General features: G+C 58.2%; 20 protein-coding genes. 12 read left to right on the top strand and 8 right to left on the bottom strand.

All coding sequences use genetic code 11. From position 1 onward, the window contains the following. Positions 1-284: 284 nt before the first annotated feature. The 5 genes from rodA to HDF15_RS05165 form a co-directional block, all read right to left on the bottom strand. The gene (gene rodA, locus HDF15_RS05145; protein ID WP_184253416.1) at positions 285-1,388 is read right to left on the bottom strand and encodes a rod shape-determining protein RodA; all 1,104 of its coding nucleotides are present in this window, start codon (positions 1,386-1,388) and stop codon (positions 285-287) included. A gap of 433 nt (positions 1,389-1,821) precedes the next feature. Beyond that, positions 1,822-3,723 carry a penicillin-binding protein 2 gene (mrdA, locus tag HDF15_RS05150; protein WP_184253418.1) on the bottom strand — a complete coding sequence of 634 codons (1,902 nt, stop codon included), beginning with the start codon at positions 3,721-3,723 and terminating at the stop codon, positions 1,822-1,824. A gap of 387 nt (positions 3,724-4,110) precedes the next feature. Beyond that, the gene (gene mreD, locus HDF15_RS05155) at positions 4,111-4,635 is read right to left on the bottom strand and encodes a rod shape-determining protein MreD (protein ID WP_184253420.1); all 525 of its coding nucleotides are present in this window, start codon (positions 4,633-4,635) and stop codon (positions 4,111-4,113) included. Between the two features lie 371 nt (positions 4,636-5,006). Next, positions 5,007-6,197, bottom strand: coding sequence for an acyltransferase (locus HDF15_RS05160; RefSeq protein WP_221314288.1), 1,191 nt, complete (start codon positions 6,195-6,197; stop codon positions 5,007-5,009). A gap of 97 nt (positions 6,198-6,294) precedes the next feature. Further along, a complete protein-coding gene (locus HDF15_RS05165; RefSeq protein ID WP_184253422.1) occupies positions 6,295-6,651 on the bottom strand; it encodes a PadR family transcriptional regulator in 357 nt (118 codons plus the stop codon). 124 nt (positions 6,652-6,775) lie between these two features. On the opposite strand from HDF15_RS05165, the gene HDF15_RS05170 reads away from it, so the two are divergent. Genes HDF15_RS05170 through HDF15_RS05180 form a run of 3 tightly spaced genes read left to right on the top strand, consistent with a single transcriptional unit; the run spans position 6,776 to position 8,562 of the window. Further along, entirely contained in the window at positions 6,776-7,639 is an 864-nt protein-coding gene (locus HDF15_RS05170; RefSeq protein ID WP_184253424.1) for a transporter, read from the top strand. 30 nt (positions 7,640-7,669) lie between these two features. After that, positions 7,670-8,242 (top strand): hypothetical protein, encoded by a 573-nt coding sequence (locus HDF15_RS05175; protein WP_184253426.1) that lies wholly within the window; start codon positions 7,670-7,672, stop codon positions 8,240-8,242. After that, the gene (locus tag HDF15_RS05180) at positions 8,239-8,562 is read left to right on the top strand and encodes a hypothetical protein (RefSeq protein WP_184253428.1); all 324 of its coding nucleotides are present in this window, start codon (positions 8,239-8,241) and stop codon (positions 8,560-8,562) included. Before HDF15_RS05175 ends, HDF15_RS05180 begins: the two co-directional genes overlap by 4 nt. 32 nt (positions 8,563-8,594) lie before the next feature. Here HDF15_RS05180 and HDF15_RS05185 read toward each other — a convergent pair whose 3' ends face one another. Together HDF15_RS05185 and HDF15_RS05190 are read right to left on the bottom strand one after the other, a co-directional pair. Next, complete coding sequence (locus tag HDF15_RS05185; protein ID WP_184253430.1) at positions 8,595-10,055, bottom strand: ATP-binding protein; 1,461 nt, start codon at positions 10,053-10,055, stop codon at positions 8,595-8,597. Continuing rightward, positions 10,036-10,713, bottom strand: coding sequence for a response regulator transcription factor (locus HDF15_RS05190; RefSeq protein WP_184253432.1), 678 nt, complete (start codon positions 10,711-10,713; stop codon positions 10,036-10,038). Before HDF15_RS05190 ends, HDF15_RS05185 begins: the two co-directional genes overlap by 20 nt. A gap of 362 nt (positions 10,714-11,075) precedes the next feature. On the opposite strand from HDF15_RS05190, the gene HDF15_RS05195 reads away from it, so the two are divergent. From HDF15_RS05195 to HDF15_RS05230, 8 genes are all read left to right on the top strand, one after another. Further along, a complete protein-coding gene (locus HDF15_RS05195; protein WP_184253434.1) occupies positions 11,076-12,125 on the top strand; it encodes a type III polyketide synthase in 1,050 nt (349 codons plus the stop codon). Further along, complete coding sequence (locus tag HDF15_RS05200) at positions 12,115-12,840, top strand: methyltransferase domain-containing protein (protein ID WP_184253436.1); 726 nt, start codon at positions 12,115-12,117, stop codon at positions 12,838-12,840. Before HDF15_RS05195 ends, HDF15_RS05200 begins: the two co-directional genes overlap by 11 nt. Positions 12,841-13,038: 198 nt before the next feature. After that, positions 13,039-13,674, top strand: coding sequence for a DUF2306 domain-containing protein (locus HDF15_RS05205; RefSeq protein ID WP_184253438.1), 636 nt, complete (start codon positions 13,039-13,041; stop codon positions 13,672-13,674). A gap of 158 nt (positions 13,675-13,832) precedes the next feature. Continuing rightward, positions 13,833-14,963, top strand: a complete 1,131-nt coding sequence (locus tag HDF15_RS05210) for an NAD(P)/FAD-dependent oxidoreductase (RefSeq protein ID WP_184253440.1) — start codon at positions 13,833-13,835, stop codon at positions 14,961-14,963. A 54-nt stretch (positions 14,964-15,017) separates the two neighbouring features. Next, a complete protein-coding gene (locus HDF15_RS05215) occupies positions 15,018-15,581 on the top strand; it encodes a YceI family protein (RefSeq protein WP_184253442.1) in 564 nt (187 codons plus the stop codon). Positions 15,582-15,625: 44 nt separating this feature from the next. Continuing rightward, positions 15,626-17,008, top strand: coding sequence for a multicopper oxidase family protein (locus HDF15_RS05220; RefSeq protein ID WP_184253445.1), 1,383 nt, complete (start codon positions 15,626-15,628; stop codon positions 17,006-17,008). Next, positions 17,001-17,813: a hypothetical protein gene (locus HDF15_RS05225; RefSeq protein ID WP_184253447.1), complete on the top strand. Its 813-nt coding sequence runs from the start codon at positions 17,001-17,003 to the stop codon at positions 17,811-17,813. Before HDF15_RS05220 ends, HDF15_RS05225 begins: the two co-directional genes overlap by 8 nt. Before the next feature lie 279 nt (positions 17,814-18,092). Further along, positions 18,093-19,598 carry a cytochrome c3 family protein gene (locus tag HDF15_RS05230; protein ID WP_184253449.1) on the top strand — a complete coding sequence of 502 codons (1,506 nt, stop codon included), beginning with the start codon at positions 18,093-18,095 and terminating at the stop codon, positions 19,596-19,598. 192 nt (positions 19,599-19,790) lie between these two features. Here the strand turns inward: HDF15_RS05230 and HDF15_RS05235 are convergent, their stop codons facing one another. Continuing rightward, a complete protein-coding gene (locus HDF15_RS05235) occupies positions 19,791-20,600 on the bottom strand; it encodes an SDR family oxidoreductase (protein ID WP_184253451.1) in 810 nt (269 codons plus the stop codon). 92 nt (positions 20,601-20,692) lie between these two features. On the opposite strand from HDF15_RS05235, the gene HDF15_RS05240 reads away from it, so the two are divergent. After that, entirely contained in the window at positions 20,693-21,331 is a 639-nt protein-coding gene (locus tag HDF15_RS05240) for a TetR/AcrR family transcriptional regulator (protein ID WP_184253453.1), read from the top strand. The last annotated feature ends 83 nt before the right edge of the window (positions 21,332-21,414 follow it).

Below are 21,414 nucleotides of genomic sequence, written 5' to 3' on the forward strand. Positions count from 1 at the left end.
GTTGTCGCCTTTGCCCCGCCAATTGCCTTTGCTTTGAAGGGGCGGGACTTCAGTCCCGCCATCTACTGTTGTTCGTGTGGCTTTAGCCACGGAGGGAATGCTCGCTTGGCAAAGAGCCTCTCCACGGCTAAAGCCCGAACCTACCTCAGAAGCAAAAAAACAACGACAAAAGCCGGCAGCTCCGATTCGTCAGACACTACCTAAACCCTGCCTGTTCAATGGTTCAGCCGCGGATCAACCTCAACCTGCAAAGGTATGCGGTTGTCGTTGCTTGTTTTTCGTCGTTAGTTCACAAACCGCCGCATCCGGATATTCATCACGATCCCCAGCGCCAGGAACGTAAAGATAATCGACGACCCGCCATAGCTCATCAACGGCAGCGGAATCCCGGTCACCGGCATGAACCCGACGCACATCCCGATATTGATCCCAACCTGGAAGAGCGTCACCGCCATCACCCCCATGATGATGAGCGTCCCCGGCGGATCGGGCGCCGTCTGGGCGTTCTGAATCAGCCTCACAAGAATGAGGAAGTACAGCAGCAGCACGCCGATCGCGCCGATAAACCCATGCTCCTCGCAAAAAGCCGCAAAGATAAAGTCCGTATAAGGAATCGGCAGGAAGTCGCCCTGGGTCTGCGTTCCCTTGTTGGTTCCCTTGCCCCATATCCCGCCCGATCCAACAGCAATCAGCGACTGGCGAACCTGGTAGCCAGAGCCCTTCGGATCGCTGTCCGGATTGATAAACGCGGTAACACGCGCCCGCTGGTACGGCTTCAGCAGCTTGCCCGTGCTCCAGCCGATACCGCCCACCAGCAGAACCCCCAGCACCAGGATCGCCGCATGTTTCAGGCGGATTCCCCCCAGGAAGAGTCCCGCCACCAGGATCGGGATATAGGTCAGCGACGTTCCAAGGTCCGGCTGCTTCAAAACCATGAACAGCGGAAAGCCGATCAGCAGGAAGGCCTTGCCGATATCTCCCCAGCGCAGAGATCGTCCCTCCCCCACACGCTCCCAGAAGAATCGCGCCATGGCGAGGATAAGTACCAGCTTGACCCACTCCGACGGCTGAAAGTGAACGCCGCCGCCGAGGTTGATCCATCGCCGCCCGCCCAGCACCTTCTGCCCGACCAATCGGACCGCCACCAGCGAGAAAACACCGACTCCGTAGGCCCAATACGCAATATCGAGCAGCCGATGGTAATCGACCAGCGAGATGGCGAACATCAGAACGAGGCCGGTCGCCAGGAAGAGGATCTGCTTCTGCTGAAAGCCATGAAACTTGGTCATCGCGGTCGCCGACCGGATTTCGAGCACACTGATAACCGAGAGCACGAGCACAAAGCCCAGCAGCACCCAGTCGAAGTCACGGAATCGCGCGCGAATCATTCACGTTCAAGTGTAGCGGCAGTGACGGGGTTGCTTGTTGCATGGTTAGTGTCATGCCGCTTATCTATCTTCGGTCGCTACAAAACGAGCGCAAAACCGGAGAAGTAGCCCGACAACCGGGTGCTCGGGCACCCCATTCGTGCGCATTCTTTGCGCATGAGTGGGCAGCCCCAGAACTCAGGGGCCTCCCAAAGATTTGCGTCGAGTCGCGAGATACGAGCGATGAGATACGCGTCATCCCTCACCTCTCGCGACTCGCCTCTCGCCTCTCGCCTCTCGCACCTCGACGCCAGAACTCAGATGACGCTGCGCCCTTGCAGCCCAAGGGCCGTCCGATTAAAGCTCACTTGGATCAATAGAGCGCGCCTCGATAAATCACACTTTCAACTCCACATGGAATCCCCACCGAACCGTCATCTCCGTGGAGAGCCTTCTACTGCCCCGCCGGTGCCGCCGGTGCCGTTCCGCCCGCTCCCGCAGGCGTCTCCGCAGGCTTTTCCGCCACCTTCTGGAGATTCCCAGCCTTCGCCCGTTGCTTGTTGACAAAGGCAGTGACCACTTGAGCAGCCAGCTTGGCGGAGTTGTTGCCCCAGACCCCATGCTCCCACAGCACGGCGACCACAATGTCAGGATTGCGGCGCGGCGCTATCCCGACAAACCATGCATTGGGCTCGGTATTATGACCTCTGCCGCTCATAGCCAGGGCAGTGTGGCTCATCACCTGCGCGGTACCGGTCTTGCCCGCAAAGTCGACGCCCTCGAGATGCGCCGCGGCAGCTGTGCCGATAGGACCGGTCACACCAGCCATATCGTCCGTAATAATCTGCCAGTTATCGGGAGTGAGAGGAATTGTCTTCTCCCCCGATCCGGGATAGGTGCTCTGCACCGCTGACAACTGATCCTTCGTCAACTCAGCAGGAAAGACCACATGCGGCCGTTGCAGCGCACCGCCCGAGGCAATGCCGCCAAGCGCACGCGCCAGTTGCAGGGGCGTAGCCTCGATGGCGCCCTGCCCGATCCCCACCGAGATCGTCTCACCCGCATACCACTTGTCGTGCTGCGTCTTCAGCTTCCACTGCTCGCTCGGCATCACACCCGCAGCCTCGTCAGGCAGATCGACCCCGGTCTTCGAACCAATGCCGACCGAGGTGGCATAGCGCGCGATCGTGTCGATACCCAGCTTGTTGGCCAGCGTGTAATAGAACGTATCGCAGGAGTATGGGAGCGCATTGTGAATGTCGACCCCCCCGTGATGCCGGTCACAGGCAAAGAAGTGGCCGTAGAAGGTTGCCCCACCGTTGCATTGGACGTGCATATCCTGCGCGACATTTTCCTGGAGACCCGCGAGCGTCATGATGACCTTGAAGGTCGAACCCGGCGCAAGCTGCGCCTGGATCGTCTTGTTCATCATCGGATGATCGGGATTTTCCATGATGGACTGCCAGTAAGCCTTGGTCAGCCGCACCGAAAACTGGTTGGGATCGAAGGTCGGGCGCGATACCATCGCGAGGATTTCGCCGGTATGCGGATCCATCGCCACGATGGCTCCGATCTTGCCTTCGAGCGCCTTCTCCGCCGCCATCTGGATATCGAGGTCAATCGTCAGCCGCAGGTCCTGGCCGGGCTGCGCGAGCTCCTGGCCCATCAGGCCAACCTCTTTGCCGTGCGAGTTCACGACCATGTCGCGAGAGCCGTCGACACCGCGCAGAATCTCGTCGTAGGTCTCTTCGACACCCGACTTGCCCACAACATCGCCGGGAGCATACGCCGCATAGCGCGACTGGTTCAGATCGTTCTCGCTGACCTCACCGACGTAGCCGATAAGGTGCGCCGCAAAGCCGTCGCGCGGATACAGGCGGCGCTGCTCGTCGAGTGTTTCAAGCTCCGGCAGCTCATTGCGATGCGCCTCGACGAACGCCTGCTCGTCCGGCGTGATGTCCTGCTTCAGCGGAATGGGCTGATATTTTGCGGCCAGTTGAAAGTGCTTGATGATGGCCTGGATCTGATCGACCGTCATGTGCAGCCCGCTCGCAATCTCCGGGAGATCGGCATCGAGGTTCTTCTGCTGCTCCCGCAACAGGTAGCAGGTCACCGACGGATAATTGTCGACGATGATGCGGCCTTCGCGATCCAGAATCTTCCCTCGCGGCGCAAGCACCGGGACCTTGCGAATGCGATTCTGTTCGGCCAGAACGCGCCAGCCTGTGGCCCCCAGCACCTGCAGGCGCCAGAGCCCTACCCCCAGAATCACCAACACCACCGCAACCAGATACTGCGTCATGTGCAGCTTGACGGGAGAGAGCTTCTCATTGCGCTCGATGCTGTCGATTTCCATTGTCCTGGGTCCCCACAGTGAATTCTACTGCCGAATTCTACCGTCAGATAGCGGGGCAATCGCATTTGAATCTTCGGCCGGGAAAGGCCTACAGGCGGACCAACCGCAAGAAGATTCAGATGAAGGGGACGTGGACGGAGAGGACGTGGACGGAGAGGTGTGGATGGAGAGGCGTGGACGGAGAGGTGCCGATGGAGAACAGAGAGGTAGAACCAGCACCACTCCAAGCCCCAAAGGGGCGATATATCCCAGCCCAGGGTGGAGGCGGCTGGCGAGCGTTCTTTGCTCGCCGTGTCGCCGCAACCCTGGGTTACAAGCCCCGTGAAGCTAGAGCCCTGTAGGGGCGACCCATCGGTACCAGCACGATAGATCGCCCCAAAATCCGCCCTACTCCCGCACCCGAAACCGGTCGAGCATATAGAACAGGGGAATCGCCACGGCCGTATTCGAAACCGCACGAATCAGCTCATGCACCGGCAGCAGCCGGACCGTCGCATCGCCCAGCAGCCACCGTGCGATGAGATACAGGAGTCCGCTCTGCAACAGGCTGAAGCAGAAGTTCAGCACAATCCGGTTGACCAGGTTCTCGACATCGACCGCGAACCCGATGCTCGCCGCGATATAGCCGATAATCCCCTTCGCAATGCCATTTACCCCAAAAGGATGGTTCGTCAGCCCATCCTGAAACAGTCCAATCAGGGTTCCGGTCACCGTTCCGGCGATCTGGCTGCGCCGCGCAACGGAGAAGAAGATCACCGCAATCAGCGGCAGGTCGAGGATGGCGAGCCGGGGAAACGTCTTGGGCAACACCACCTGTAGAAGGATGCACACCACCGGCACTAGCAGCGTGACTGCGGGGTGGAAGGCGTACTGGTCGAGTTCGCGTCGGGAGGTGTAACTGTGTTCTGCCATTTAGGTGCTTCGATTTTCGAGGATACCCCACAGGGCTCTGAGAGCAAAACCAAGCTGGATATGCCCCTATGTTCTTGTTCCGTCCCCTCACAGAATCGTCATCCTGAGCGAAGCGCCTCGCGCTTTTGCGAGGGGCGCAGTCGAAGGACCCCGAGGAACTTGATCTCGCCGATGCTGTTTGGACCTTTTCCAGCACGAACGTCCAGGCTCGAGCGCTCCAAGTAGAAAAGGTCCTAGGGGTATGGGCAAGAGGTCAACCTTCGGGGTCCTTCGACTCCGCGTCCCAAAAAGCCGGGACGCTTCGCTCAGGATGACGTCTTTGTGGCGAGATAAAGACAAACGCCATGGGAATATCAATCGTGACTTCAGCCCTAATCCGCTTGCAGCACCGACCCAAGTGCCCTTGGACTATCCCCAAAACGGGCCCTCAGCCAGCGATTTGCCGGCTCCGAATAGAACCTGGCGACCAGTTCCCCCAGCACCCCTGCCAAAACAATCACGACCAGGAAAAGAATCGGCACAAAACGCAAAGGCTTCCCAGCCTTCCAATACAGATCGAAACAGGCGAAGACAAGGAACATATGGATGAGATAGATCTCATAGCTGCGTCTGCCGTAAGCGAGTAGCGGACTAAAGATCCCAGCCGCCCGCCATCCCGTCTGTGCGGCTACGGCAATCAGCAGGCAGGCCCCCACCGCAACCAGGGTCATGTCCAGACCGCACCTTGTGAGCCCGAGGCGCCAGACTTGAATGGAAAATCCAAGACAGAACACCAACAAGGCCGAACCAAGCCCGAAAAGTGTCCAAAGAACCCGACGAGGAAAGGACCGGCCGGAGACCACGAGCGCCGTCAGGCAGCCCAGCGCAATGGCATCCATGCCCCCGAGATAGGAGTACTCCTGCCAGACCTCATTGCCATGTGTAAGAACCGTTCTCCCAAACGGGCCAAGCACTACAAACGTAACCAGAAGCAACACCAGACCTTTGCCACGTCCCAGGAGACGACAGGCCAGCGGGAAGAAGAGGTAGAACATCTCCTCCACCGAAAGCGACCAGAGAATATCCCAGTTCCCCGGCAGGTAGCCTTTCGTCGCCTCCAGCCACCCAACGTGAAACGTAAGCGCCGCCAGCAGCGCGCGCCCCAACCCACCCGTCTCCGCGGAGACGACAAAGTGATTCACGTGGAGCACATGCAGCAGGCTCAGCACTGCCAGAAGAGTAAGCAGCAAGGGAGCGATACGGGCAAAGCGGATGAGATAGAAGTCCCGCAGCCGAACCTTCGAGAGAGTTCCCCATCGCCTGATCGTCGTGGACGTAATCAAAAACCCGGAGACCGCAAAAAAGATCTGCACTCCCTGTTGACCTTGCCAGACGAGCGAAGAGGTCAGTTGGTGTGGCAGCCCCTTGGTATAGGGCACATGCGCAAAGAGCAGCCGCATGTTGACGTGATTCATCAGCACATAAAAGATCGCGAGGGCCCGGAGACAATCGATGCCGTCTACTCTCTTCCAGCTTCGGACTGGGTTTGCGTGCAGGCTTTCGACCTTATGCAGTGTTGCCATGGATGTGGTCCACCCCTCATCAGCCACTTTATCTCTGCCTCTATTCATGAGGGTTAAGACCTATAACATTTTTTCAAAATGGATTGCGTCTTCCGAATCATCGACTGACGGTAGAGATATCGCCGGGAGGCGAGATCTTCCGCGGAGGGTCCTCATGAAGTTCCTGATGAAGCTCATCCACCTTTTCTCTGGCCTTGTCTAAGGCTCTCCTGCCGACTGCGGTGATCTTATAAACCCGCCTCTTGCGTCCACCAACATTCCTGAGTGCAGACTTCAGCAAGCCGCCCCGCTCCAGGCCATGCAGGAGCGGATAGAGAGTTCCAGGACCAATGCGATATCCATGATGCTTCAGCTCCTCCATCATGGCCAATCCAAAGATTGGCTCATGGGAGGCATGCACAAGCACATGAATCCGTATGAGTCCGAAGAAGAGTTCCCGCTGTTGTTTCAACACAAGGTAAATATACCGCTGTAACTCGATACCAGACCTCTTGCTATCGAATTTCGATATATGCTGTTCGAGTCGGCCATTCGCTTCAAAGAGTGAGCAAGCGTTTCGCTGGAAGGCAGGAATCTCTATGAGTCTCAGCATCCATTGCGCAAGGCTGGCGATTCTCCTCGTCCTTCTATCGGCAGCTTCAAAAATGGTGGCGCAGGCGGGACCTCCGTTCCAGACCGACGACCCAACGCCGGTGGATCTCGGGCACTATGAGGCTTATATCTTCGGAACCGTGGATGGCACTCCGGCAGAGATCGATCCGACCGGGCCGGCGTTTGAGTTCAACTGGGGCGCCATTCCCAACATTCAGCTTCACGCCATTCTCCCCTTTGGCGCAGTCAGGCCGTCCAATAACCCTGTCTATCTTCCAGGTGGAGCAGGCTCCAGCGCCTATGGGCTGACGGATATGGAGCTGGGCGTGAAGTACGGCTTCATCAAGCAAACGAAACACCGCCCGCAGATTGGGTCGTTCACCATGTTCGAGATTCCGACGGGAAGCTATGCCAAAGGTCTCGGCGTCGGCAAGGTCTGGTACAAGCTGCCTATCTGGGTTGAGAAGGAATTCGGGCCCTGGAGTCTCTGCGGCGGGCTGGGCTACGCGGTCGTACCGCAGACCCAATATCGCAACTATCTTTACGGCGGATACCTCGTTAAGCGCGAGATCAACAAGAAGCTGGAACTATCTGCCGAGGTCTTTTCCCACGCGCGAGAAGGATTTGCAGCGGCCCAGACGCAATCTTCGACCATGATTGACGCAGGTGGCTACTACCACTTCAAATCTCCCGGACTCCAACTGCTCTTCGCGTATGGCCACTCCATCGCAGGGCAGACAGAGAACTATGGCTATCTTGGCCTCTATAAAACCTGGGGCAAAGACAAAGAGGCAGACAAGAAAACCTCCAGCGACGCGATGGTGTCTTCGCAGCAGCATGAGAACCGGTGAGCGACGCTCAAACTTTCACAAGGAGAATCAATGGAAATCACGATGCGGAGTGTCTGGACGCTGATCCACGGCATGGGGTTCGGGGCGCTCTATCTGCTGGCATGCTCCGGTGCACTCGTGGAGCTCTACCGCTTCACGACCTCCACGGATCCTGCTGAGCCCACGCCGGGTCAGGAGCGTTTTCTCAAGGGATACATGCTCGCCATGGTGCTGCTCGCATGGGCTGCGGTGCTGACGGGAGCGTATGTGATTTACCCCTGGTACCGCGCAGCAGCACCGCCGCAGACGGCCGATCTTTCCATGTTTCCGCAACGTCTGCTGATGTCGAGCCCCGGCACCATCGGTTGGCATTCACTCGGGATGGAGTGGAAGGAGCATGTTGCCTGGTTCGCTCCCATTTCGATCACGATGGCAGCGTTCGTCGTCATCAGGTATGGTCGCGACCTCAGGCACCATCGACAACTGCGCGGCGCGGTACTTTCCTTCACCCTGGTTTCGTTTGTCGCAGCCGGCATCGCCGGCTTCTTTGGGGCGATGATCAACAAGTACGCACCGGTCCAGGGCGGACATACCCTCCAACTGGGCCGCGGAGAGGGAAAATGACCAGAACTTACATCCTTCCAAATGGCTCCGGCGCAGCAGCTATTCTTGCGGCGGGTATTGGTTCCTTTGCTCTGGCAGTCCTGGCTTTCGCCGGCGACAAATCGGTCGCGGTGAAAAGCAGCCTCGTCTTCTATAAACCGACGGGACCTCTCTCCGGTGTAACCACGACAGCAATCCTGATCTGGCTCTTCGCCTGGGGAGTTCTGGAGTGGCGTTGGGGCAAAAAGACCGTTGCTGCGGCGCGTGTTATTACTGTTGCTTTGGTCCTGCTGGGCCTGAGCTTGTTACTGACATTTCCACCCATTGTCGACCTTCTCTGAAGAAGCAGGACTTTGATCGCTGAGTCATAAAACTACCCCTTTGCCAGAGCAAGGCTGTGGGATCCTGCCTTCGGGGCGGCCTTCCATGATGGGAGCGTGATGGAGAGTCGAGCGCCCCCTTCGTCACGATTGGCCGCCGTAACGCTGCCTCCATGAACGCGGACGACAGCCTCGACGAAAGCAAGACCGAGTCCATGTCCGCGTGACTCTCGCCCTCTGACCCTTCGCTCGAAGAGATGGCGGCGCACGTCGGCGTCAAACCCGGGGCCATCATCCTCTACGGTCAACATCGCCATATCTTCGTCGGCCTGGAGCAACAGAGAAACGGTGCAGGATGCGGGCAGGTGTTTGAGTTCGTTGTCGAGTAGATTAGCAATGACGCGATGAAGAAGTGCTGCATCGGCAAGCACCTTGATGGAACCCGCACTACGAATCTGAATTTCGAGCCCCTTGTCATTCATGCAGGGCTCGTAAAGGTCAAGCATCCCTCTTACCAGCTCATCCAGGTCGATCTCGGTACGTGACAGTCTGAGCGCATCGGCTTTCGCCTCAGCCACGTCAAGCGAAGTGTTGAGAAAATCAGTGAGCCGGTCCAGCTCGTCGATCGCCGAAACAATAGGGTCGACTCTCACCTCGTCGGACAAGGCCGTCTCCAACTTGCCTCGAATCGCAGTAAGAGGGCTCCTCAGGTCATGCGCGAGCGAATCCGTAATCGTGTGCAACTGATGAACGGTGTTCTCAATCCTGTCGAGCATATGATTCAGCGTGCGAGCTAAATGGCTGACTTCGTCGTTTCCTCTGGCGTTGGGGACGCGACTGCTCAGATCCGATTGTCCGATGCGCGACGCCGCTTCCGTAATCTCACGGACGTGGCCCAGCATCCTCCGCGTTGCGTAGAAGACGATCACGAAGCCTAGCAGCACAATAGCCAGCCAGAGTGTAAGAAAGCGAACCCTCAAGCTTCGCAGCACTCGCAGTTCATCTCTCTCCGAGAGTCCGAGATAGATGTGGCTGCCATCCGCAATTCGTACCGCGGCTACTCGAAAGGGAACGTTGAATCCCTTCACCTGAACATCGTAAGGAACGTCTGCCAGGACCTTCGTAGACCTAATCGCTGTGAGATTGGCAGAACCGTCTCCTGAACCAACCCAAAGTTTGGCTGGTCCGTCGTCTCCCGCCTGGAGGAAGAAAACAGCGTCATTTTCGTTGCCGCTGGAACGTTGATGATCCGGGACTTCCCGGCTCGCTAACTCCGCGACCTCGCCGACCACGCGGCTGTAAAGACGGTCTTTCGGTGTTCTTTGCGCCACATCACCAAGGACCTCCACTTCGCCGGATAACCAGGCATCGCTGCGCCGCTGGATATCGTTCGCTACAAACCGATGGAGCATCGCGAATACCAGCATGGTTCCAATTGCGAACGCGAGTGTAGCCCAGAGCGAGATGCGCCAGGCGGCACTGCGCATAATTGGATTAGGTGCCTTTGAGGACATATCCGATACCTCGCAGCGTCTTGATCAACGGCTCACGGCCGGCCGTATCGATCTTGCCTCGCAGCCTGTAAATGTGAACATCGACCACGTTCGTGTCTGGTTGAATCCGCATTCCCCAGACCTCCTTCAGAAGCATGGAACGGGTTACAACTCGGCCGGCATGCCGACAGAGGTACTCAAGAAGCACAAACTCCTGCGGACTCAGGTTTAGAACTTCATCGCCTCGGGTGGCCCTGCGTTTAAGCATGTCCAACTCCAGGTCACAGACCCGGAGGCGCATCGCATCTTCAGCCTGTGAGGAATTGCGTCGCAGGAGGTTCCGCATCCGAGCGAGCAATTCTGCAATGGCGAACGGTTTCGTGAGGTAATCATCGCCACCGAGTTCCAGGCCTTTCACCCGGTCGTCTACCGACCGCCGCGCCGAAAGGATCAGTACGGGACTGGTGACGCCGGATCTGCGTAATTGCAGGATAAGTTCGATACCATCCTGATCCGGAAGTCCTAAGTCGACAATAAGACCGTGGTAGACGTGTTTGGACGCTAACTCGGTTGCGGCGCTTCCGTCTTCCGCCGTATGCACTTCGTATCCCGCCTCCATCAAGGACTGCTTAACGAAGCTCTGAATCTCGGGTTCATCCTCGACCAGCAGAAGTCGCATAGATCATGGTAAGACATTTTGGTTCACGAGTTGCGTCCTCCAGGACGCTGCAAGATGACGATTGTGTCATCTGCGTCTCTCTCAGCAGGGGTGAGCAGGGCCGATCTCCAGCGCATACTTCCAACCCATCATGCTGCCCGTTGCATCCTCCATGAACAAATCGTCATGCTATTCGCTTCCTGCAAAGTGCTATCAAGAGAGCAACGGTCTCGTCTTAAAGAGTAGCCGTTGTATTGAGCATACGGAGCCTGTTCTCTCAAGTAGTCGACTGTCGCCGGATTGTCGTCTCTTCGTGGTCCAGCTTCTCTAAGACACATACGCGACATTTACTCCCTGTATTCCAGGCTGAGGGCCCATTGCACATGACTACGGCATACCTGAACCGCATCGCCACTGCCGTACCAGAGCACGATGTGCATGACGCCTTCGTCGTCTTCGCAGAGAAGATGCTTGTCGAGCCGCGTCTGCGTTCGGTCTTCCGCCGCATGGCAGGCCGAGCTGACATCGCGCGTCGCTACTCATTCCTCGACCCGCAGAAAGGTTCGCTGAATGACGCGAACGAGTTTTATCGGCTAGGTAACTTTCCCAGCACGGCGCGGCGTATGGAGCTGTTTGAGAAGAGCGCTCCGGTGCTGATGAGAAAAGCCGTGGACAACCTTGCGCTCAATGAGAAGGAACGCTCCGGTATTACGCATGTGCTGGTGACCTGCTGCACGGGGCTCTATGCGCCGGGGCTGGACTTTGAGATCGTCGACCACCTCGGGCTTTCGGCGGGCGTGGAGCGCACGATGGTTGGATTCATGGGGTGCTATGCCGCGATCAATGCGCTGAAGCTGGCGCGGCACATTGTGCGCTCAGATCCGAAGGCGGGTGTTCTGATGCTCAACCTGGAGCTGTGCACGCTGCACTTCCAGGAGACGCAGGAACTGGAGCAGGTGCTCTCCTTCCTGGTCTTTGCCGATGGCGCGGCGGCGAGCCTGATTACCGCGCACGAGCAGGGCTTTGCACTGGACAGCTTCAAGGCGCTGATGGTGCCCGGGACGAGGGAGCTGATTACGTGGAAGATCCGCGATCTCGGGTTCGACATGCTGCTCTCAGGACAGGTGCCGGGCGAGCTGGGCCGTGCTCTACATGAGAGCGAGCTGATGGCCGAGCGCGATGGCATCGACCTGTGGGCTGTGCATCCCGGCGGGCGCTCGATCCTGGATGCGGTAGAGATGGGACTGGAGCTGCCGGCCGATACGCTCGCGGCGTCGCGCGAGGTGTTGTCATGCTTCGGCAACATGTCTTCGGCGACGGTGATGTTTGTGCTGCAGCAGATCATGCAGCAGGCGCTGCCGGGGCAGCACGGGTGTGCGATGGCGTTTGGACCGGGCCTCACAGCAGAGACGATGCGCTTCCATGCGGTCTAGTGCCGAGTTTGATTTCAGTCGCCGGGTCTCTCCGCGCGAGTTGCCGGAGCTGATGGATGGCAAGTGCAGCTATGAGGATTTTCGCGACTGTCTGCGCAGCCTGGAGCAAGTCAACCGCTGGCTGCTGGGATATCGGCCAACCCTGGCTTGGCTGGAGCGGTTGCCGCGTGAGCTGCAGGAGCAAGTGCATATCGTCGATGTGGGCAGCGGCGGTGGCGATCTATTGCGACAGATTGCAGGCTGGGCTCGGAGGCGTGGCATTGCTGTGCACTTAACGGGGATCGACTTGAATCCTTATGCGGCACGTGCGGCAATGGAGTCGACGCCGAAGGAGCTCGGAATCGTATGGGCTACTCAGGACGCTCTGGAGTATCGACCGAAGAAGCCGATGGATATCGTCGTGAGCTCGCTGATGGCGCATCATCTGGAGGATGACGAGATCATCGCGCTGCTGCGGTGGATGGAAACTACTGCGCAGGTAGGTTGGTTTATCAACGATTTGGAGCGGTCGGAGTGGGCGTGCCGAGCGTTTGAGTGCGTGGCAGGGGTGATGGGATGGCACCGATTTGTACGGCATGATGGGCCGGTGTCCTTTCAGCGGGCTTTCCAGGAAGAGGACTGGGTGCGGTTGCTGGCGCTGGCTGAAATCCCGCAGGCGGCAGTGACGATCGAGCATTGGAGGCCGGGACGGTTGTGTGTTGGGCGGTGGAAGTGAAGTCGGTTTTGGTGGTTGGCAACGGGCCAACTGGGGCTGCTGCTGCGGCGTGGCCGGCGCGGGCCGATGTCAATGGCGGTGAACGGCTCTCGCTGTCGCTAAAAACTCAGTACCTGGAAAGTGGTAACGCAGTAATTTCGCACTCTTTCGATATTTTCTGCTCAACTCATTCACGTCTAACCCTCTGAGAGGCGAACGATGCCAACTCCCACACTGCTAGCACCCAGCTCCGCCGGCTCCAGATTCAAGACGATTCTCTGGGTCGCGCTTGGTCTCACCGTGCTCTTTGTCTTCATTACCTCGGAGCTGCTCCTCATCACCGACTATCCGATGTACCACGCCTACCGTCTGCAGGTCATCGCCGACCGCCATCTCCTCATCCCGCATACGCTCTCCGGCGTGCTGGCTCTCCTCATCGGCCCCTTACAGTTCTCATCAAGATTTCGTCAGCGCCACCTCAAGATCCATCGTGTCCTCGGCCGTATCTACGTCGTGTCCGTCTTTATCGGTTCCTACACGGGGATCGCTCTCGCAGCCGGCCGCCCTGGGCTTCCCGGAACCTCCATGCAGGCTGCCGCCTGGATGGTCTGCACCACCGCCGCTTTCGTCACGGCGCGCAACCGCCAAATCGCCGCGCACCGCCAATGGATGGCACGCTCGTATGCCGTTACCTTTACCTTCGTCTCCAGCCGCGTGCTCAACCTCTGGCCCCGCTACTGGAGCCATCTCGGCGACAGCTTTGCCGCGGTCGGAGTCATCGCTTTCACCCTCGCCTCCCTGCTTATCGTCGAACTCGGCCTCAACTGGCACGAGCTCACCACCCGCCGTGCCTGATCGTCGTCCAGGCGGCCATCAGATTCTCAGGGCATCCTTACCGGGTCCAAAATGACGATTTGTACAGAATGACATTTCAACCTGCTTTTTGGACGTCTACTAGAAAGATGGATCCCGCTAAAAAGCGATTGAACATCCAGTGAATTAGGAGCAATGCTTTGCCCGACGAAGTTCTGATCCTCGGTGGTGGAGTAGCAGGCTGTGCTGCTGCGATCGCACTCGCCCGCAAGGGACGAGGCGTCACGCTGATTGAACGCGAGCCCACTTCGCGCCATAAGGTCTGCGGGGAGTTTCTAAGCGGCGAGGCCCTTGAGGACCTGCATGCGCTCGGCATCGACGTGGCATCGCTTGGGGCGGTGCCTATCGACTACGTTCGCCTCGCCGCAGCCAGGCGCGCCGCGGAGGCTCCATTACCTTTCCCCGCAGCCTCGCTCACGCGCAAGGCGCTCGATACAGCGCTCATCGCCGAGGCCATCGCGGCTGGAGTCCACGTAGAGCTCGGTCGCAGTGTGCAGGCGCTCAACCGTACGACAGCCAATGTCTGGCAGGCTACGCTCGATGACGGCACGACCCGTGAAGCCCCGACGGTCTTTCTCTCCACGGGCAAGCACGATCTCCGCGGCCACACGCGCCCGAAGGACCCGGAGCAGTGGGTCGCCTTCAAGATGTACTTTCGTCTGGCTCCCGCGCAGGCCGCGGAGCTGGCGGACGCCTCCGAACTGATGCTCTATCCCGGAGGCTACGGGGGTATCCAGCCGGTAGAAGGCGGCGTAGCAAACCTCTGCTGCGTGGTGCAACAGAAGCATCTTGCACGCGTGGGCCATCGCTGGGAGAACTTCCTCGCGAAGATGCAGCAGGATTGTCCACATCTCGCGATGAGGCTTGCCGGTGCGGAGCCGTTACTCGCCAAACCGATCGCTATCACCCATATCCCGTATGGTTACGTTCGCCGCACAACGGAGGATGGACTCTACTGCATCGGGGATCAGGCAGCCGTCATCCCCTCGTTTACCGGTGACGGCATATCCATCGCGCTGCATACTGCCCGCTGTGCCGCCGCTGCCTATCTTGCGGCAGAGCCGGCGCCGCTCTTCCAGGCTAATCTGCGTTCCGCACTGCTGGCCCAGATGCGCCTTGCCGAGTTCGCCGCCGATGGCTTGAACAACCCACTCGCGCGCGCTGTACTGCCGTTTTGCCTCAGGGTCTGGCCGGGCGTGATGCGCGTAACGGCAAGGCTGACACGCGTCGCCCAGCACACGGCTGTTACTCCTCAAGCCGTCGCCGGCTGAAACCCCGCCATGTCCAAAAAACTCTCAGTCTTCAACGTATTCAGGAGAGATGCAATGAAATCCTTCGCAGCTTTAACCCTTGCTGTCATCCTCGCTCCAGCCGCACTCGCCCAGCATCAGACCTTCGTCGTCAATCCCGATGCCAGCGAGGTCAGGATGACGCTCAAAACAACCCACGAAGTTGTCAACGGCACCTTTCACATCCAATCGGGATCGATCGAGTTTGACCGCAGCAATCCTAAGATGTCGGGCACGGTGACCGTTCTGGCCGACAGCGGCAAGACCGGGAACGACAGCCGCGACAAGAAGATGAATAAGGACATTCTCAAGGTGGAGCAGTACACAACTGTCTCCTTTGCTCCCAAAACCTACACCGGAACAATCGCACCCTCTGGTGACTCGACCATTCAGGTGAGCGGAGTGTTCACCCTGCTCGGTAATCCTCACGACCTGACGATTCCGATGCAGCTTCATAGAGACGGATCGAAGACAACGGCGAGGGCACAATTCGTCATTCCCTATGTTCAGTGGGGTCTCAAGAACCCAAGCTTCCTGATCTGGAAAGCTGACAATGACGTTGCGATGGATCTCAATCTCGTTGGCCAGGTTTCTAACTAACTGCACTCGCTTTTCATGAAACTGTATCGGAGCTACAAAGAACTATGCGCAATTCCGTGTCCGCCCCTGCACTGACACGCAGACGTTTCACTCAACTCTCTGGAATGGCGGTTGGATCACTCGCTCTGTCCGGCGCGGCCCGTGCGGCATCGGCGGCGGACGTGACGCTCGAGATTGCACCGTACACCCTGGAAGCTTCGCCGAAGCATCACATCCGGACCGTAGCTTACAACGGCCAGATTCCTGGACCATTGTTTCGGATGCGTGAGGGAGAACCGCAATCTGTTGAGATTCGGAACCTGACGAAAGATTCGGAGGTGGTTCACTGGCACGGCCTCTACCTGCCGCCGGATATCGATGGAGCCATGGAAGAAGGCACGCCGATGATCGCGCCTGGTGCGTCGACGCGCTACACCATGACCCCCAGGCCCGCAGGCTTTCGCTGGTATCACACGCATACGTTCGCGGGGAAGGATCTCACCAGGGCGCAGTACGGCGGGCTGCACGGCTTCCTGCTGATCGAACCGCGTGACAACCCTGCTGCGTACGATCGGGAGGTCTTCCTTGGACTCCATGACTGGAACGGGCAATTCCTGAGCAGCGACGACGGCTATATGAACCCGGTCTACGACGTGGCAACGATCAACGGCAAGATGCTCGGCTCGGGAGACCCCATCAAGGTCAAACAAGGCGAGCGCGTCATGATGCACATCCTCAACAGCAGCCCGACCGAGGTTCACTGGATTTCGTTCTCGGGGCATAGCTTCAAGGTGATGGCGCTCGATGGAAATCCGGTAGCCCAGGCTCAGACAGTTTCCATGCTTCGGCTCGCCCCCGCGGAGCGCGTCTCTGCCCTCGTCGAGATGAACAATCCCGGCGTATGGGTTCTGGGTGAAGTCCGCAAACATGTTCAAGCCAGCGGAATGGGTGTAGTCATCGAATACGCCAACTCTACCGGCAAGCCGGTGTGGACGCAGCCGGAGGATCTTGTGTGGAACTATCGCCAGTTCGCAACGGCAGGCGATGCCGCACAACATCCAGACGCAAAGACAATCGAGCTGACATTTAACTCCAGGTTTCAGGGGCACGGGAACGAAGAGCTATGGCTGATCAACGGTCTGAGCTATCCCCAAAACTCCACACCTGCCAACGCCCCTCATCTGCAGACCGGACAGCGATACCGTCTGGTCATGAAGAACAAGAGCATGGATGACCATCCCGTTCATCTACACCGGCACACGTTTGAGATTCGCCGCATCGAGAATAGCCCCGAGATCGCCGGTGTGCGCAAAGATGTGGTGCTGGTGCATGCCGGCGGAACCGTCGAGGTAGAGTTTATGGCCGACAATCCGGGCAAAACACTCTTTCACTGTCACCAGCAGGATCACATGGACCGGGGATTCATGATGGTGTTCGACTATGCGTAACTCAACGATCAGGCTGGCCGTCAACACGGTCCTCGCAATCGCGGTCCTCTTGTGCGTACGACCCGCCGTGGCACAAGGAAACTATGAGATCCAGGTTTACGGCGCGGACACCGTCGCACCGAAGACATTGATGACGGAGTTGCACTCCAACTTCACCCCGGAAGGTCAGAAGAACGACATCGATGGCGTCATTCCGACCAATCACCAGGAGCATGAGACGCTCGAACTCACCGAAGGCATTACGAGTTGGTCGGAGATCGGCTTCTATGTCTTTACCAGCGAGCAGAATGGTCACGGGGTGCAGTGGGTGGGGGATCACATACGCCCACGCGTCCGCGCACCCGATAGCTGGCATCTTCCGGTAGGTCTCAGTCTCTCTACCGAGATCGGCTACCAGCGTGCCGTCTACTCTCCGGACACCTGGACGTGGGAGATAAGGCCCATCATCGATAAGACCGTGGGCCGGTGGTATTTCGCGGTCAATCCGGCACTGGAACGCACCTTCCACGGTCCCGATGTAAAACAAGGGCTGGGCTTTTCTCCGGGCGTAAAGGTCAGCTATGACTTCACACGCGTGGTGAGCGGCGGCGTCGAATACTACGCCGACTATGGACGTCTCGGAGCGTTCGACTCCTTGCATAACCAGCAACAGCAAATCTTCGTTGTCACTGACCTGAATACTTCGCCCAAGTGGGAGATCAATATCGGAGTAGGAGTTGGACCCACCGCAGGGACAGACCACCTTATCGTGAAGGGCATCCTCGGCAGACGCTTCGACTGGGGTCGTCACTCACAGATCGAGTAGTCCGGCACCAGCTAGAGCAATTACCCCATAACGCGAAGCGTAAACCGTGACGCTTAGCGTCGCGGGGCGGAAGAGCCGTAGCCTTTAGGCTACGGAATTAGAGCTAGGCAAGAATTGGGCTTCAGCCCCGGGCCTTTTGTTTGCAGCCGCATCCTGCAGGGTTGGGCAAAATGTGGCATAGCTGACCCAGAACTCTTGCAGCGCGGCATGGAGTTGATGGAAGGCTTGTATGCGTCCATCGCGTGAGATTGGCAAGGCATCAGCATTCGAGGTTGTCCTATGAAGATTACGAAAGTAGTGGTGAGTGCCTGTGTATCCTGCCTCGCGGCAGGTGCCCTCAGCGCAGCGGTCATCGAATGGCATGGCTTCCGGGCTTCCTCCACCCCAAACGCATTCGGGACAGCAACGGTAGCGAGCTCAGTGCGCGACTCTGCGATTCCGCACGTGGAACATCGCCACGTCAATACCGTTGCCGCCGCCCCTATTCCGTTGCCGCAGGGCCGCGACGCCTTTCTGATGCACGATGCCTCCAGTCATGGTGTAGATGAAAGAGGAACCACGCCCATTGGCGCAAATCAGGATCTCCTCGTCGCCGGCCTCCGTTCGGATGCGACCCAGGAAGCAGCAGTGCGGCAACAGGCCTCAGGTTCGGCGCACTATGTAGGCTCCGAGTCTTGTCAGAAGTGCCACGCAGCCATCTACGAGCGCTGGAAGAAGACCCCGATGGCCAACGTGGTGCGCGACCCGAAGACGCATCCGGATGCGATTATTCCCGATCTCAACACCAACGACATCGCCAGGTTCACTGTCGATCAGGTAGCCTTCGTTTATGGCAGCAAATGGAAGCAGCGCTACTTCACTAAGATCGGTGACGACTACTACCCGCTTCCGGCACAATGGGACATCGGCAATAAGAAGTGGATGAAATACCACGTCCCGGACACTGGCGCTGACTGGTGGACCGCGTTCTATCCATCGGACAACATGCAGCGTCCCACCGGGCCCACCTGCGACGGATGCCACTCGGTCAACTATGACATCCACACCAAACAGGTCACAGAATGGAATGTCGGCTGCGAGCGCTGTCATGGCCCCGGCAGCGAACATGCCGCGCACCCGACACGCACCAACATCCTGAATCCATCCGGGATGGATGCCGTAGCCTCCAACGACACCTGCATTCAGTGCCACTCCCAGGGACAGCCCCGCAACGGACTCATCGAAGGCAAAGCCTACGATTGGCCCGTGGGCTACCGCGTGGGTCTCCATCTTGCGGACTTCTGGAAGCTCGAAGACGGAACGCTCGGACAAACCGATTTTCTGCACTTCGCTGATGGCACGGCTCACAAGAACCGGATGCAGGGCAACGATTTTGTCCAGAGCGTCATGTACCGCCACGGTGTGACCTGCGCCTCCTGTCACGATGTTCACGGGACGGATAACGATGCGCAACTACGCAAACCCGCGGACAAACTCTGCCTCGACTGCCATGGTCCAACCTCTCCGAATGGCCCCTACACCGCGACGCTCGAAGAACATACTCATCACAAGGATGGCAGTCCCGGTAGCCAGTGTGTGGCGTGCCACATGCCCAGGATCGAGACACAAGGTGTCCCCGGCTCGTTCGTTAGCTCTCACACCTTCCGCTTTATCACGCCGGCCATGACCGACAAGTACAAGATGCCGAACCCCTGCACGTCTTGCCACACCGACAAGTCCACAGCCTGGGCCAGCAAAGAGTTGTCGTCGTGGAAGACGACATCGCCCTGGCGCGTCGCACCATGAGCAAATCACTAGATGACTGTAGCGTGCAATCACTCCGTTGTAGCAAGGACCGGAAGGGCATGGCTTCAGCCATGCCGCCAAAGCATCATTCAAAAACTCTTTCCGCTCTGCCGAAGGCCAGAGTGAAGCCCGCAGGGCGCAACGATTGAATTGCCTTCTTTTGCCGTGGCGAAAAAAGCTGCCCCAACCACGCTAACGGTCGAATCCCATACTTTTGGATATATGCGCGGCGATTGCGGCCGTTAATCCGCGTGGAAGGATTCGACTGATCCAGGTTCCCACACGAGTGCTCAAGCGGCCCGGATACGATACGATCTTTCCCCGCACAAAATCATCCAGCGTGCGGCACGCCACGCTTTGCGACGTATCCATTTTTTCCAGCTTGACCGTCGTAGGACTCTGCGCAAAAAACTCCGTCGCCGTCGGTCCAGGGTTCGCTACCATCATGCGCACGCCGGAACCCTTGATCTCCTCCGCCACGGCCTCGCTGAACAGAAGAACGAACGCCTTCGTCGCGGTATAGGTCGCATTGTAAGGAACAGGCTGGAACGCCCCGTTTGAGCCGACATTGATGATGCCGCCGCTTCCACGCTCCATCATCTTCTTCCCCAAAATGTGCGTGAGTGCCACGAGACTTTGCACGTTCACAACAACTGGAGTCACCTCCTCCTCAAGAGGTCTGCTGAAAAACTTTCCGCTATAGCCGACAGCAGCATTGTTCAGCAGCAAGTCGAGCTCAATGCCCATCCGCTCAAGATTTTCCACGATGGCCTCCGGCGCAGACACGTCTCCCAGGTCTGCTTCTATCACCTCAACGCGCACCTTGTGGTCGCGCCGCAGCGTCACGGCAAGCGATTCCAACGCAGCTTTCGTCCGCGCCACAAGGACCAGATGCGAGCCCCTGGCAGCGAGTTCTTCCGCATAGGCTTTGCCCAGCCCCTTCGAAGCTCCCGTGACGAGAGTGAACTTCCCTTTGTAGTCGAACCTTTTCTGCTGGGTCATGGTGTTGGGGCCTCCGCAAACGACAACGATCGATGTCGCTTTAACAACAATAAGCGTTGTCGTATGATGCGTCAAGGAACGTTACGAATGGAGTGACCTTGAAAATCTGGAAGGAAGACGATCCAAAAGCCTCCTTGATGGAGCGGAAACGAGCGCTGATCGTACAGGCTGCGCGGGAGGCATTTTTAACCGGCGGGTACGCGGACACCTCCATGGACAGCATCGCGAAGAGTGCCGGCGTCTCCATCAAGACCGTCTATCGGCACTTTGAGAACAAGGACGACTTGTTCATTGCGGTAATGCAGGCCGCCTGCTCGGTCGAAAGCAAGGGCAAGCCCCGCGACTGGCCCACGAAGGTCCCTCGGGTCGGCCTTCCTCTTGCTGCCATCGAGTATCTCCGGCATGCCTTGTCTACCGAGCAGTTGGCCCTCTATCGGGTTGTCTTACGCGATGCCGGAAGGTTCCCGGAACTTGGCCGGCGGTACTCCGAAGAGGTGATCGAGGGACGCAACGCGCTGATCGTGGACTACCTGAATCGGTGGAGCCCTTCGCAGGGCTGGAAGATCAAGGACGTCCTTGGGGCTGCGAATGCTTTCGCCGGCCTGTTGCGTTCAGGGTGGTTCGAGTCGGTCCTGCTTGGAACGGCAGCAATGGAAGAAAGAGCGTTATTACAGCATGCCAAGACCGGAGCAGCGCAGATACTCATTCTGATCGAGTCCCGAAAGCTATAGCGACGTTCGTCGCGTGTTGAGCGGAAGAAACATCCCCAACTTAGCACTGCAGTTCTACTTCCAGAGCTACCCCGTTAGTCTGT

It is taken from the genome of Granulicella mallensis (genome assembly GCF_014203225.1).
Lineage (GTDB): Bacteria > Acidobacteriota > Terriglobia > Terriglobales > Acidobacteriaceae > Granulicella > Granulicella mallensis_A.

Coding starts and splice junctions, on each gene's coding strand:
- rodA (WP_184253416.1), bottom strand. CDS start 1,388: ATGATTCGCGCGCGATTCCGTGACTTCGACTGGGTGCTGCTGGGCTTT.
- mrdA (WP_184253418.1), bottom strand. CDS start 3,723: ATGGAAATCGACAGCATCGAGCGCAATGAGAAGCTCTCTCCCGTCAAG.
- mreD (WP_184253420.1), bottom strand. CDS start 4,635: ATGGCAGAACACAGTTACACCTCCCGACGCGAACTCGACCAGTACGCC.
- HDF15_RS05160 (WP_221314288.1), bottom strand. CDS start 6,197: ATGGCAACACTGCATAAGGTCGAAAGCCTGCACGCAAACCCAGTCCGA.
- HDF15_RS05170 (WP_184253424.1), top strand. CDS start 6,776: ATGAGTCTCAGCATCCATTGCGCAAGGCTGGCGATTCTCCTCGTCCTT.
- HDF15_RS05175 (WP_184253426.1), top strand. CDS start 7,670: ATGGAAATCACGATGCGGAGTGTCTGGACGCTGATCCACGGCATGGGG.
- HDF15_RS05180 (WP_184253428.1), top strand. CDS start 8,239: ATGACCAGAACTTACATCCTTCCAAATGGCTCCGGCGCAGCAGCTATT.
- HDF15_RS05185 (WP_184253430.1), bottom strand. CDS start 10,055: ATGTCCTCAAAGGCACCTAATCCAATTATGCGCAGTGCCGCCTGGCGC.
- HDF15_RS05190 (WP_184253432.1), bottom strand. CDS start 10,713: ATGCGACTTCTGCTGGTCGAGGATGAACCCGAGATTCAGAGCTTCGTT.
- HDF15_RS05195 (WP_184253434.1), top strand. CDS start 11,076: ATGACTACGGCATACCTGAACCGCATCGCCACTGCCGTACCAGAGCAC.
- HDF15_RS05200 (WP_184253436.1), top strand. CDS start 12,115: ATGCGGTCTAGTGCCGAGTTTGATTTCAGTCGCCGGGTCTCTCCGCGC.
- HDF15_RS05205 (WP_184253438.1), top strand. CDS start 13,039: ATGCCAACTCCCACACTGCTAGCACCCAGCTCCGCCGGCTCCAGATTC.
- HDF15_RS05215 (WP_184253442.1), top strand. CDS start 15,018: ATGAAATCCTTCGCAGCTTTAACCCTTGCTGTCATCCTCGCTCCAGCC.
- HDF15_RS05220 (WP_184253445.1), top strand. CDS start 15,626: ATGCGCAATTCCGTGTCCGCCCCTGCACTGACACGCAGACGTTTCACT.
- HDF15_RS05225 (WP_184253447.1), top strand. CDS start 17,001: ATGCGTAACTCAACGATCAGGCTGGCCGTCAACACGGTCCTCGCAATC.
- HDF15_RS05230 (WP_184253449.1), top strand. CDS start 18,093: ATGAAGATTACGAAAGTAGTGGTGAGTGCCTGTGTATCCTGCCTCGCG.
- HDF15_RS05235 (WP_184253451.1), bottom strand. CDS start 20,600: ATGACCCAGCAGAAAAGGTTCGACTACAAAGGGAAGTTCACTCTCGTC.